This window comes from Alkaliphilus sp. B6464, from assembly GCF_018141165.1.
Lineage (GTDB): Bacteria > Bacillota > Clostridia > Peptostreptococcales > Natronincolaceae > Alkaliphilus_B.
Genome location: NZ_CP058557.1, coordinates 2,884,541 through 2,898,569, shown reverse-complemented (window position 1 = coordinate 2,898,569; position 14,029 = coordinate 2,884,541). Strand labels below are relative to the sequence as shown.

At 33.7% G+C, this 14,029-nt stretch carries 13 protein-coding genes; all 13 read left to right on the top strand.

What is annotated here, in order from left to right; genetic code table 11:
- The first annotated feature begins 56 nt into the window (after nt 1-56).
- The 13 genes from HYG84_RS14640 to nikB (HYG84_RS14580) all read left to right on the top strand — a co-directional run bounded on the left by HYG84_RS14640 (nt 57) and on the right by nikB (HYG84_RS14580) (nt 13,926).
- Nucleotides 57-1,022, top strand: coding sequence for an ABC transporter permease (locus HYG84_RS14640; protein WP_212378475.1), 966 nt, complete (start codon nt 57-59; stop codon nt 1,020-1,022).
- Nucleotides 1,023-1,040: 18 nt separating this feature from the next.
- Nucleotides 1,041-1,955 carry an oligopeptide ABC transporter permease gene (gene opp4C / locus HYG84_RS14635; protein WP_212378473.1) on the top strand — a complete coding sequence of 305 codons (915 nt, stop codon included), beginning with the start codon at nt 1,041-1,043 and terminating at the stop codon, nt 1,953-1,955.
- Nucleotides 1,956-1,970: 15 nt separating this feature from the next.
- The gene (locus HYG84_RS14630; RefSeq protein WP_212378471.1) at nt 1,971-2,954 is read left to right on the top strand and encodes an ABC transporter ATP-binding protein; all 984 of its coding nucleotides are present in this window, start codon (nt 1,971-1,973) and stop codon (nt 2,952-2,954) included.
- The gene (locus HYG84_RS14625) at nt 2,955-3,941 is read left to right on the top strand and encodes an ABC transporter ATP-binding protein (protein WP_212378469.1); all 987 of its coding nucleotides are present in this window, start codon (nt 2,955-2,957) and stop codon (nt 3,939-3,941) included. It abuts the gene before it with no gap.
- Nucleotides 3,942-3,980: 39 nt separating this feature from the next.
- Entirely contained in the window at nt 3,981-4,172 is a 192-nt protein-coding gene (locus HYG84_RS14620; RefSeq protein ID WP_212378467.1) for a hypothetical protein, read from the top strand.
- 124 nt (nt 4,173-4,296) lie between these two features.
- Nucleotides 4,297-4,722, top strand: a complete 426-nt coding sequence (locus HYG84_RS14615) for a MaoC family dehydratase (protein WP_212378465.1) — start codon at nt 4,297-4,299, stop codon at nt 4,720-4,722.
- 465 nt (nt 4,723-5,187) lie between these two features.
- Complete coding sequence (locus HYG84_RS14610; protein WP_212378463.1) at nt 5,188-6,738, top strand: glutathione ABC transporter substrate-binding protein; 1,551 nt, start codon at nt 5,188-5,190, stop codon at nt 6,736-6,738.
- Nucleotides 6,739-6,870: 132 nt separating this feature from the next.
- Nucleotides 6,871-7,800, top strand: a complete 930-nt coding sequence (gene nikB / locus HYG84_RS14605; RefSeq protein WP_212378462.1) for a nickel ABC transporter permease — start codon at nt 6,871-6,873, stop codon at nt 7,798-7,800.
- Between the two features lie 51 nt (nt 7,801-7,851).
- The gene (gene nikC, locus HYG84_RS14600; protein ID WP_212378459.1) at nt 7,852-8,763 is read left to right on the top strand and encodes a nickel transporter permease; all 912 of its coding nucleotides are present in this window, start codon (nt 7,852-7,854) and stop codon (nt 8,761-8,763) included.
- A gap of 28 nt (nt 8,764-8,791) precedes the next feature.
- Nucleotides 8,792-9,760 carry an ABC transporter ATP-binding protein gene (locus tag HYG84_RS14595; protein WP_212378450.1) on the top strand — a complete coding sequence of 323 codons (969 nt, stop codon included), beginning with the start codon at nt 8,792-8,794 and terminating at the stop codon, nt 9,758-9,760.
- A gap of 25 nt (nt 9,761-9,785) precedes the next feature.
- The gene (locus tag HYG84_RS14590) at nt 9,786-10,754 is read left to right on the top strand and encodes an ABC transporter ATP-binding protein (protein WP_212378458.1); all 969 of its coding nucleotides are present in this window, start codon (nt 9,786-9,788) and stop codon (nt 10,752-10,754) included.
- A gap of 449 nt (nt 10,755-11,203) precedes the next feature.
- A complete protein-coding gene (locus tag HYG84_RS14585; RefSeq protein WP_212378456.1) occupies nt 11,204-12,769 on the top strand; it encodes a glutathione ABC transporter substrate-binding protein in 1,566 nt (521 codons plus the stop codon).
- 227 nt (nt 12,770-12,996) lie between these two features.
- A complete protein-coding gene (gene nikB / locus HYG84_RS14580) occupies nt 12,997-13,926 on the top strand; it encodes a nickel ABC transporter permease (RefSeq protein ID WP_212378454.1) in 930 nt (309 codons plus the stop codon).
- Nucleotides 13,927-14,029 lie beyond the last annotated feature (103 nt).

Genomic DNA, 14,029 nt, shown 5'->3' with positions numbered 1-14,029 from the left:
AGCCTAGTTCTCTAGGCTATATGTACTTACTAAACCTTACAGAAGGAGGATTATATATGGGTAAGTTTATTGTAAGAAGATTACTACAGCAAATTCCAATCTTGATTGGAGTTAGTATTCTGCTTTTTTCTATATTTCAGTTAGCTCCAGGGTCTCCCCTAGCATCATTTTATTCAGATCCAAACATGACTGTAGAGCAACTTCAAAGATTAGAAGAAGCCTATGGACTCAACAAATCTGGACCAGAACAATATATAGATTACATTAGTAATATGCTAAAAGGGAACTTTGGTAATTCAATTCAATTAAAACAGCCTGTTGCAAAGCTAATAGGCGAAAGAATGTGGGCAACATTTTATATTTCTTTTGTATCATTAATAATAAGTTTAATAATAGCTGTACCTATTGGAGTAATTTCGGCAACAAAACAGTATTCAATCTTTGATTATGGTGGTACTGTATTTGCCTTAATTGGAATATCTATCCCAACATTTTTCTTTGCATTACTTTTAATTAAATGGTTTGCTATTGATATTCGATGGTTTCCTATATCGGGTTTAGTGACTCCTGGTATGCCACTATCATTTAGGACAAACTTTCCGGACATACTTAAACATAGTATATTGCCTTTGGTAGTTCTTAGTTTAAGTGGTGCAGGAAGTTTTATGAGATATACAAGATCTAGTATGCTAGAAGTAATTAGACAAGATTATGTACGTACAGCAAGAGCTAAGGGCTTAAGGGAAAAGGTTGTAATATATAAACATGCTTTAAGAAATGCTTTAATACCTGTAATTACACTTCTAGGATTTTCTCTACCTACCCTATTTTCAGGCGCATTAATGACTGAAATGGTATTCGTACTTCCTGGTATAGGTAAACTTCAACATCAGGCAGTACTGCAAAGGGACTATCCACTAATGATGGGGATAAATATGTTTTTAGCTATTTTTACTTTATTTGGCAACCTAGTAGCAGACATATCCTATGCATTTGTAGACCCTAGAATAAGAGTAGATTAAGAAGGGGGGAAAATATATATGATAAGTGAAAAAAAACAAAAAATAGATATTAATAAAGGAAAAAACTTAGCTACAGAAAGTACTGTAATAGGCCCGTGGAAAATAATGTGGAAACGACTTAGGAGAAATAAATTAGCTATGTTAGGACTAATAGTAATAACAATAATGGCTATTGCAGCTATATTTGCACCATTTTTAACTCCCTATGGACGTGATGCTGTTAATCTTGTTAATTCAAATGCAAAACCTGGTAGCGAACATCTTTTAGGTACAGATTCACTAGGACGAGATATTTTCACAAGATTATTATATGGTGGTAGAATCTCCCTAACTGTAGGATTTGTTTCAACAGGAATAAGGATAGTTCTGGGTGTTTTATTAGGAGGTATAGCTGGATACTATGGCAAAAGTGTAGATAATGTAATTATGAGAGTTGCAGACGTTTTTGCTTGTTTGCCATTTTTGCCTATAGCTATTACGATTGTTGCTATGCTTAAGCCGAGTATTTATAATATTATGCTCGTAATAGGTGTTTTAGGTTGGCCAGGTATTGCCAGAATAGTAAGGGCAGAAATTCTGTCTTTAAGAGAAAGAGAATTTATGGAAGCTGCTACAGCACTTGGTATTAGCGATTTTAGAAAAATTGTAGCTCATCTTCTGCCAAATACTATGGCATCTGTAATAGTTTCTGCTACTATAGGAATTGCAGGAGCTATATTAACGGAATCCTCCCTAAGTTTCTTAGGTCTAGGTGTAGCTCCGCCAATACCATCTTGGGGTAATATGTTAACCGATGCTAAAAGTCAATATGTACTTAAATATCGTTGGTGGCAATGGATACCACCAGGACTTGCAATATTTGTAACCGTTATGAGCTTGAATTTACTAGGGGATGGATTAAGAGATGCACTAGATCCAAGACTAAAACAATAGGTAGGAGGTGTAGATATGAAAAATTTATTGGAAGTAAAAAACTTAAAGACCCACTTTTATACAGAGGACGGAGTTGTACCAGCTGTAAATGGTGTTGATTTCAATTTAAAGCCAGGTCAAACTTTAGGAATAGTTGGAGAGTCAGGATGTGGAAAAAGTATTACTTCAATGTCTATTATGAGACTTATCCCAACACCTCCAGGAAAAATTGTTGATGGAGAAATTATATTTGATGATAAAAATATAGTAGAATTATCAGAATCAGAAATGCGAAGAATTAGGGGAAATGATATTGCAATGATTTTTCAAGAGCCAATGACTTCATTAAACCCTGTATTTACAATTGGAAGTCAAATCATGGAAGCTATAATGCTTCATCAAAATATGGATAAAAAAGCCGCACGTGAAAAGTGCATTGAAATGTTAAAAATTGTTGGTATACCAAGAGCAGAAGAAGTTGTGGATGATTATCCCCATCAATTTAGTGGTGGTATGAGGCAAAGAGCAATGATAGCCATGGCATTGTCATGTAATCCAAAACTTTTAATTGCTGATGAGCCAACCACTGCTTTAGACGTTACTATTCAAGCTCAGATTATAGAGTTAATGAAAGAATTAAAAGAGAAGCTAAACACTGCGATAATGTTAATAACCCATGACTTAGGAGTTGTGGCAGAAATGGCAGATCATGTTATAGTCATGTATGCTGGAAGAGTAGTAGAAGAAGCTGAAGTAGTAGATTTATTTAAGAAGCCAAAACATCCTTATACAGTTGGACTAATGAAATCAAAACCAAGCTTAGAAGGTGGAGCAAAGAGATTAGATGTAATACCAGGTAGTGTACCAAATCCTTTAGCTATGCCAGAAGGGTGTTCATTCCATCCAAGATGTAGTCATGCAATGGAAATATGCCAAAGTAAAGTTCCAGAATTAAAGTCTATAGACACAGGGCGTAAAGTTCGTTGCTGGTTATATGATAATGAAGGAGAGGTGGAATAGATGGCAGAACTAATAAAGGAAAATATGGACTTAGTCGTAGTTAAAAATTTAAAAAAGTATTTTCCGATAAAAGGTGGGTTTTTAAAACGAACAGTTGGTCATGTTCGTGCTGTTGAAGACATATCCTTCACCATTAAAAAGGGAGAGACTTTAGGTATTGTAGGTGAGTCAGGCTGTGGTAAGTCGACAACTGGTCGTACACTCCTAAAACTCCTAGAAAAAACTGATGGTGAAGTTTACTATAAAGGAAGTGAAATTTTCAGTCTTCCAAAAGAGGAATTAATTAAACTTCGTACTAAAATGCAGATCGTATTCCAAGATCCATATAGCTCCTTAAACCCACGTTTGACCGTTGCTCAAATTGTAGGAGAAGCTTTAGTCGAACATGGATTAGCTAAAAAGGGGAAGGAAGTAAACGATAGGGTTAGTGAAATTATAGAAAAATGTGGTTTGGCACCCTATCATATAAGAAGATATCCACATGAATTTAGTGGGGGCCAAAGACAGCGTATTGGTATAGCGAGGGCATTAGCACTAAATCCAGAATTTATAGTGTGCGATGAACCAGTCTCTGCGCTTGACGTTTCTATACAATCACAGGTTATAAACTTACTGATGGATCTTCAGGAAGATATGGGGCTAACATATTTATTCATTTCTCATGACCTTAGTGTTGTAAAACACATCAGTGACAGAATTGGTGTAATGTACTTAGGTAGCTTAGTGGAATTAGCACCAAAAGACGAACTATATAAGCAGCCACTACATCCATATACACAGGCGCTATTATCTGCTATTCCTATTGCAGATCCAACGATGAAGAGGAATAGAATTATTTTAAAAGGTGATATACCTAGCCCTGCAAATCCACCAAGTGGGTGTAGATTCCATACTAGATGTCCCCATGCAATGGAAAGATGTAAAGAAGAGGTTCCTGAGTTTAGAGAGGTAGCTACGGAACATTTTGTAGCTTGTCATTTGCTATAATTTGCATTAATCTAAAACTAGTGTAACGGAGGGGTAGAAATGTTAAAGAAACAATCGCAGCAGGACCCGACAGAATATTGGGAAAATGGTCAAAATGAAAAAATAGAATTTGACTGGACTGATATTTTAGCATTTATTATAGCATTTTTCCAAGTTTTATTTCCCTACGTTGTAGGAACTGTAGGATCTTTTCTATTAGTAGCTTTTCTTTTAAATCTTTGGATGAAATAATAGAGAAAATTTTTAATGAAAATAAGGAGGAATAGCACCTCCTTGTTTTCTTGCATAAAGAAATATTTGGTTATATTATAAAATAGTAGAATTAAAAATATTACTGAATAGGAGTTGGGGTGTAATGAGAGGGAAAATAATTGAGGAATTAAATATTGGGGATACTGCATACTTTGAAAAGACAATTACTGAAACAGATGTATACTTATATGCAGGAATTACTGGAGATTTAAATCCAGCTCACATTAATCAAAAAGAAGCAGAAATCAGTATGTTTAAAGGGCGAATTGCACATGGAATGTTAAGTGCAGGGCTTATATCAGCAGTTCTTGGAATGTATTTGCCAGGACCAGGAACTATTTATCTAGGTCAAGAGCTTAAGTTTTTAGCTCCTGTTAGAATTGGAGATACTGTTAAGGCGACAGTAGAAATTATAGAAATAAATAATGAGAAAAATAGAGTGAAGTTAAAAACTACTTGTACAAATCAGGACGATATAGTTGTATTAGACGGAATTGCTACTGTTATGCCACCAAGAGCAAAAAAATAATAAGTCTTAGAATTTTATGTTGTTATAATTTTAGAATTAAATATAGATATACTTAAATAATACCTCGTATCCTATTGCAAGGTATTATTTTTTTTATATATAAATATAAAATATTTAAACAATTCAGACCTTGGTCAACTTTGTTAAGAAAAGTTAAAAATTTTTTAAAAAACAAGAAAAAATCTAAAAATCAAATTTAAATTAAGGTACCTTTAAGCATTGGCAAATACACATATATATGGTTGGTTAATAAAGTCACAAAGATGGTGATTTTCAAATATTAAGATATTTTAAAATTCGACAATTACCCTTGCAATAAGCGTTAGAGAGATTATATAATGTTTTTAATCTAAAAAATTCAAATATGATGTCATTTGCAATTTACTTTTCTACAATTGCAATTAGACGAAGCACTACTACTTTTTACCTAAAGCAAAAAATTATAACATCTAAGGAGGAGTAAAAATGATTAAAAGCAAAAAAATGCTTGCATTATTAAGCATGATAATTGTACTAGCATTAGTAGCTGTTGGATGTGGAAACTCAGGTGACGGCGCTACTGGTGGTGCTAACGGAGGAGTAAAAGACACATTAGTAGTAGCTCAAAATTCAGATGCTAAAACATTAGACCCACATGGCACTAATGATAATGCATCTTCAAGGGTTACTAAGCAAATTAACGAAACATTAGTAGAACAAGATGAAAATATGGAGTTACAACCAGGTCTTGCAGAATCTTGGGAAAAGATTGATGATTTAACATTCGAATTTAAATTAAAGCAAGGTGTTAAATTCCATAACGGTGAAGAGCTTAAAGCAAGTGATGTTAAATTTACATTCTTAAGAGCTTTAGAATCGCCACATGTTGGACATATTGTAGGAGCAATTAATAAAGATGGAATTGAAATAGTAGATGATTATACAATTAGAATTGCTACTACAGAACCATTTGCGCCACTACTTGCTCACTTAGCTCATCCAGGTTCAAGTATTTTAAATGAAAAAGCTGTAACAGATGCTGGCGATGACTATGGTCAAGAACCAGTTGGAACAGGTCCATTTAAGTTTGAAAACTGGGTAAACGGTGATGAGATTAGTCTAGTAAAATTTGAGGAATATCATGGCGAAAAAGCTAAGGTTGAAAAGGTTAAATTTAGAAGTATATCAGAAGCAACAAATAGAACTATTAACCTTGAAACTGGTGAAGTTGATATTGTATATGATGTTTTACCAACTGATGTTAAAAGAATAGAAGAAGATAAAGACTTAGTATTAATGAGACAAGAAAACTTATCAACAACATATATTGGATTTAACGTTCAAAAGAAACCTTTTGATGATGTGAGAGTACGTCAAGCTATTAACCATGCTGTAGATGTTGATTCAATTATCGAAGCTGTAATGCAAGGTGTTGGAGAGCTAGCTAATGGACCATTAGGACCAAACGTTTGGGCTTCAAACCAAAAATTAGTTCCATATGAATACAATGTAGAAAAAGCTAAAGAGCTAATGAAAGAAGCAGGTCTTGAAAATGGATTTAAAACATCTATTTGGACAAACGATAACAAATCAAGAATGGATATAGCTGAAATTGTTCAAAACCAATTAAAAGAAATCAATATTGAAGCTGAAGTAAAAGTAGTTGAATGGGGTGCTTATATAGATGGTACAGCTAAAGGTGAGCATGACATGTTTATCCTTGGATGGACAGCAGTAACAGGAGATCCTGACTACGGTATATATCCTCTGTTCCACTCTTCACAATTTGGAGATGCTGGTAACAGAACATTCTATGCTAATGCTAAAGTTGACGAATTGTTAGATAAAGCAAGAAAGAGTACGGACCAAGCAGAAAGAGAAAAAGCATATTTAGAAGTTCAAGAAATTGTTAGAAATGACGCTCCATGGATATTCTTAAACAACGGTGAAAACGTTGAGGGTCTAAGAAGTAACGTAAAAGGCTTTGTACAGCATCCGGCAGGACACCATAGATTAGGTTCTGTGTACTTCGAATAAATTAATTGTAATTAATTATATGTTTATAGGGTCATAGTTGAAATGACCCTATACTCCTATATTTATATACTATAAAAAATATTCTAAAACATGCTTTATAATAGCTTGAAAATTTAGAAAGGAGGATTTTAAATGCATAAGTATATATTACGAAGACTTATTATGTTAATCCCTGTTATGTTAGGTGTATCCTTTATAGTATTTACCCTGATGTATTTTACACCTGGAGATCCTGCAAAAATTATGCTTGGTGAGACAGCACCTAAAGCAGACGTTGAAAGATTAAGAGAGGAAATGGGGCTAGATGATCCTTTCCTTGTTCAATATGGTAGATATGTTAAAAATGCAGTAGTTAATCAAGATATAGGTAGATCCTATGTAACAAAACGACCTGTAGTAGGTGAAATTACAGATAGATTTCCAGCTACTTTAAAATTAGCTGCCGCAGGGGTTATAGTTGCTGTTCTTTTAGGTATTCCTACAGGAATTATTTCGGCTACAAAACAATATTCTATATTTGATTCAGTTAGTATGGTTGCAGCTTTAATCGGAGTTTCTATGCCAAACTTCTGGCAAGGACTTATGATGATTCTATTTTTCTCTGTACATTTAAAATGGTTTCCATCATCTGGCTTTACTAGCCTAAAGCACATGGTATTACCTGCAATTACTATAGGAACAAGCTCTGCAGCTATTATTACTCGTATGACTAGATCTAGTATGCTTGAAGTAGTGCGTCAAGATTATATTAGAACAGCAAGAGCTAAAGGTCAGACAGAATCCATTGTAATAAATCGACATGCCCTTAAAAATGCACTTATTCCAATTATTACAGTTATCGGACTTCAATTTGGAGGACTTTTAGGTGGAGCCGTATTAACGGAATCTATTTTCTCTATTCCAGGAGTAGGACGTTTAATGGTAGACTCTATTAAATCTAGAGACTTCCCAGTTGTACAAGGTGGAGTATTATTTATCGCTATTACTTTTAGTGTTATCAACCTACTTGTAGATATTTTATATGCCTTTGTAGATCCAAGAATTAAGTCTCAGTATAAATAAACATTCATATAATAAAGGTTTACAAAGTTAATTGGAAAAGGAGGTAAATATATGGCTAGTACAAAAGTAGCTATTAAAGATATAGATGAACAAGGTAAACAATCAGTTGCTAAGAAAAAAAGAAGAGGTCCTTGGATAGATGTGTGGACAAGACTAAAGAAAAATAAAATGGCTATGGTGGGTCTTTTTATTATTTTACTTTTAATCTTTGCGGCAATCTTTGCAGATTTTATTGCACCATACGGTTTTGACGATCAGAATTTAAAGGATAAGCTACAAGCTCCAGGGGGTAAGTATTTACTAGGAGCAGATAACTTTGGTAGAGATATTTTTAGTCGTATTATTTATGGTTCAAGAATTTCTCTTCAAGTTGGATTTATAGCCGTAGGTATTTCTGCCATAATAGGAGGAGCTTTTGGAGCTATAGCAGGATATTATGGTGGAAAATTAGACAACTTTGTTATGAGGGTAATGGATATTTTACTTGCTATTCCTGGAATCCTACTTGCTATATCAATTGTAGCAGCTCTAGGACCAGGACTTAAAAACGTAATGATTGCCGTAGGTATTGGATCAATTCCATCCTATGCTCGTATAGTTAGAGCTTCTGTATTATCTATTAGGGATCAGGAGTTTATTGAAGCGGCGAGAGCCGTTGGAGCAAGTGATTTTAGAATTATTACAAAGCATATTCTGCCAAACTCAATGGCGCCAATTATTGTACAAGCAACATTAGGAGTTGCAGGAGCAATTTTATCAGCAGCTGGACTAAGCTTTATAGGTTTAGGAATTCAGCCACCAACACCAGAGTGGGGAGCAATGCTATCTAGTGGTCGTGAATACCTTAGAGATCATTGGCATGTAGCTACATTTCCAGGCCTTGCAATTATGATTACTATATTTGCTCTAAACCTTCTAGGTGACGGATTAAGAGATGCACTTGATCCTAGACTAAAGAACTAATCTCAAAAGGATAGGAGTGAGAAAGAGAATGAGTAAAAATAATTTATTAGAAATAAAAGACCTAGCTATTCATTATATAGCGGAGGATGGAACAGTCCGTGCCGTAGAAGATATGAGTTTAGAAGTTGGAAAAGGTGAGACTCTAGGATTAGTAGGAGAGACAGGAGCTGGTAAAACAACAACAGCTCTAGGAATCATGCAACTTGTTCCAGACCCTCCGGGTAAAATTGTTAGTGGAGAAATATTATTTGAAGGTGAAGACCTTTTAAAGAAAAACCAACAAGAACTTAGAAAAGTTAGAGGTAATAAAATATCAATGATTTTCCAAGATCCTATGACTTCATTAAACCCAGTAATGACAGTTGGAGATCAAATTGGAGAAGTTATAAAACTCCACCAAAAGGTTAATGCAAAACAAGCATGGGCAAAGGCTCAAGAAATGCTTGAAACAGTAGGAATTCCGGGAGAAAGAGCAAAGGATTATCCACATCAATTTAGTGGTGGTATGAGACAGAGGGTAGTTATTGCGATAGCACTTGCCTGTAACCCAACTCTACTTATTGCAGATGAGCCTACAACAGCACTAGACGTAACTATTCAAGCACAGGTACTTGAACTTATGAAAAAGCTTAAAGAAGAATTTAAAACATCTATGATTATGATTACCCATGACCTAGGAATAGTTGCAGATGTATGCGATAAGGTAGCTATTATGTATGCAGGAAAAGTAGTAGAATATACAGATAAAAGAAAGTTATTTACAAACCCAAAACATCCTTACACATTAGGACTATTTAATTCAATACCAAACATCGAAGAAGACGAAGATAGATTAAAGCCAATTAAGGGATTAATGCCAGATCCAACGAATCTACCAACTGGTTGTCCTTTCCATCCAAGATGTCCAAAGGCAACAGCAGAATGTAGTAAAAGGATACCTAAGAAGACAGAAGTAGAGCCAGGACATTACGTTAACTGTTTATTATATGAAAAATAAAGTACTAACCTAGGAGGTGAAAAAAATGGCAGAAAGACTAATAGAAGCTAGAAATCTTAAAAAATATTTTAATACTAAAAAAGGATTACTCCACGCAGTGGACGATGTAAACTTTTATATAAATAAGGGAGAAACATTAGGACTAGTAGGAGAATCTGGCTGTGGTAAGTCTACTACAGGTAGGGTAGTATTAAGACTATTAGAAGCAACAGATGGAGAAATAATATTTGAAGGTAAAGATATTCTTCAATTTAACAAACAGCAAATGAGACAAATGAGACAAGAAATGCAAATAGTTTTCCAAGATCCATTTGCATCTTTAAACCCAAGAATGAGCTTATCAGATATTATTGCAGAGCCATTAGTAGTAAATAAAGTATTTAAATCTAAAGTTGATATGCAAAAAAGAGTAAAAGAACTAATGGATACCGTAGGTTTGGCAGAAAGACTTACAAATGTCTATCCTCACGAACTAGATGGTGGAAGAAGACAGAGAATAGGTATAGCAAGAGCCTTAGCTCTAAATCCAAAGTTTATTGTACAGGATGAGCCAGTATCAGCACTAGACGTATCTATTCAGGCGCAAATATTAAACTTGATGGATGACTTGCAAAAAGAAATGGGGCTAACCTATTTATTCATTTCTCATGACCTAAGTGTTGTTAAACACGTAAGTGACAGAATTGCCGTTATGTATTTAGGAAAAATTGTTGAGCTTTCAGATTACAAATCAATATTTAAATCACCACAGCATCCATACACACAAGCTCTACTTTCAGCTATTCCAGTTCCGCAAATTGATATAAAGAAAGAAAGAATATTACTAGAAGGAGACGTACCAAGCCCAGTTAATCCACCGGCAGGTTGTCGTTTCTACGGAAGATGTATGTATAGACAAGATATCTGTAAGCAAGAAACACCAGAATTAAAAGATATAGGTAATGAAACATTTGTAGCATGCCACTTTACAGGAAACTTAAAGCCTGCGAAGTAGTAAAAAAATGATATTAAGCCCCTTAACCGTCGATAATGGTTAAGGGGCTTATCTATTTTTATTTTATTTTAATTTATTACAAAAATGTAACAAAAATATTAAAAAAGAGGACAAATATTAACAAAATGTAATAAAAAATAATTATTATTGCAATATTTACTTATGCAGGTATATAATAGAGGAAATACAAAAAAGACTATTCTCATAATTAAAAATTTTAAATGAAACGAAAATATAATTTGCAAAATTGCAGATTGGAATCTTAAATAGCAATTATAATTAAGGATCATAACAGTAAAGTATTTACCTAATGTATCTGCCGTTTTTTCGGTAATATATCATTATAAATAAACATAATATGTAGATAAGTTCAGAGTTTGAGCACAATTACTTAGTTACAATTTTTGCCCTTTGGCAAAATAAATATATTAATATAAGGGGGAAAAACAATGAAAAAGAACAAAAAATTATTAATGCTGTTAAGCATGATTCTTGCATTTGCATTAATTGTTGTAGGATGTGGAAAAACTACTACAACTGACAATCCAGATACAGACCAACCAAAGGATACTGGATCTGTAAAAGACACATTAGTAGTAGCTCAAAATTCAGATGCTAAAACACTAGACCCACACGGCACTAATGATAATGCATCTTCAAGGGTTATTAAGCAAATTTACGACACATTAGTAGTACAAGATGAGAATATGGAGCTACAACCAGGCCTTGCAGAATCTTGGGAAAAGATTGATGATTTAACATTTGAATTTAAATTAAAGCAAGGTGTTAAATTCCATAACGGTGAAGAGTTCAAAGCAAGTGACGTTAAATTTACATTATTAAGAGCTTTAGAGTCTCCACATGTTGGACATATTGTAGGAGCAATTAATAAAGATGGGATTGAAATAGTAGATGATTATACAATTAGAATTGCTACTACAGAACCATTTGCGCCACTACTTTCTCACTTGGCCCATACAGCTTCAAGTATTTTAAATGAAAAAGCTGTAACAGATGGTGGAAATGACTATGGACAAAAACCAGTTGGAACAGGTCCATTTAAGTTTGAAAGCTGGGTAAATGGTGATGAAATTAATCTAGCAAAATTTGAAGGATATCATGGCGAAAAAGCTAAGGTTGAAAAGGTTAAATTTAGAAGTATATCAGAAGCAACAAACAGAACTATTAACCTTGAAACTGGTGAAGTTGATATTATATATGATGTTTTACCAACTGATGTTAAAAGAATAGAAGAAGATAAAGATTTGGTATTGATGAGACAAGAAAACTTATCAACAACATATATTGGATTTAACGTTCAAAAGAAACCTTTTGATGATGTGAGAGTACGTCAAGCTATTAACCATGCTGTAGATGTTGATTCAATTATCGAAGCTGTAATGCAAGGTGTTGGAGAGCTAGCTAACGGACCATTAGGACCAAACGTTTGGGCTTCAAACCAAAAATTAGTGCCATACGAATACAATGTAGAAAAAGCTAAAGAGCTAATGAAAGAAGCAGGTCTTGAAAATGGATTTAAAACATCTATTTGGACAAACGATAGTAAAGTAAGAATGGATATAGCTGAAATTGTTCAAAACCAATTAAAAGCAATCAATATTGAAGCTGAAGTAAAGGTAGTTGAATGGGGTGCTTATCTAGATGGTACAGCTAAAGGTGAACATGACATGTTTATCCTTGGATGGGTTACTGTAACAGGAGATCCTGACTATGGTCTATATCCTCTGTTCCACTCCTCACAATTTGGAGATGCTGGTAACAGAACATTCTATGGTAATGCTAAAATTGACGAATTGTTAGATAAAGCAAGAAGGAGTACAGACCAAGCAGAAAGAGAAAAAGCATATTTAGAAGTTCAAGAAATTGTTAGAGATGATGCTCCATGGATATTCTTAAACAACGGTGAAAACGTTGAAGGACTAAGAAGTAATGTAAAAGGTTTTGTACAACATCCAGCAGGACATCATAGATTAGGTTCTGTGTACTTCGAGTAATAGTATAATTTAACTGCATAGTAAAGTCGTAACTGCATTTTAATATAGGGTCATATTTATATGGCCCTATATTTTATATAACAGAGGAAATTATCTGCTTTATAAAATTGTTAAAAGGTTATAATTTCTGTAATGGATTTCAACAAAATTAATATTTAAATCTTATGAAGAAGGATTTTGTTATAATGCACAATTATAGTTAGGAAATTGAGAAAGGAGGATTTTAAATGCATAAATATATATTTAAAAGACTTATTATGTTAATCCCTGTTATGTTAGGCGTATCATTTATAGTATTTACCCTAATGTATTTTACACCTGGAGATCCTGCAAAAATTATGCTTGGTGAGACAGCACCTAAAGCCGAAGTTGAAAGATTAAGAGAGGAAATGGGGTTAGATGATCCTTTTCTTGTTCAATATGGTAGATATGTTAAAAATGCAGTAGTTAATCAAGATATAGGTAGATCCTACGTAACAAAACGACCTGTAGTAGGTGAAATTACAGATAGATTTCCAGCTACTTTAAAATTAGCTGCCGCAGGGGTTATAGTTGCTGTTCTTTTAGGTATTCCTACAGGAATTATTTCAGCTACAAAACAATATTCTATATTTGATTCAGTTAGTATGGTTGCAGCTTTAATCGGAGTTTCTATGCCAAACTTCTGGCAAGGACTTATGATGATTCTATTTTTTTCTGTATATTTAAAATGGTTTCCATCATCTGGCTTTACTAGCCTAAAGCACATGGTATTACCTGCAATTACTATAGGAACAAGCTCTGCAGCTATTATTACTCGTATGACTAGATCTAGTATGCTTGAAGTAGTGCGTCAAGATTATATTAGAACAGCAAGAGCTAAAGGTCAGACAGAATCCATTGTAATAAATCGACATGCCCTTAAAAATGCACTTATTCCAATTATTACAGTTATCGGACTTCAATTTGGGGGGCTTTTAGGCGGAGCCGTATTAACGGAATCTATTTTCTCTATTCCAGGAGTAGGACGTTTAATGGTAGACTCTATTAAATCTAGAGACTTCCCAGTTGTACAAGGTGGAGTATTATTTATTGCTATTACGTTTAGTATTATTAACCTTCTTGTAGATATTCTATATGCCTTTGTAGATCCGAGAATTAAGTCACAATATAAGTAGTTTTAATTATTAATTATTAATTAAGAAAGTTATATAATTCGTTATTGTAAAATAACTATTTATTTTATAGAAAAAAGCATTAATAATATTTAATGTGTTAATT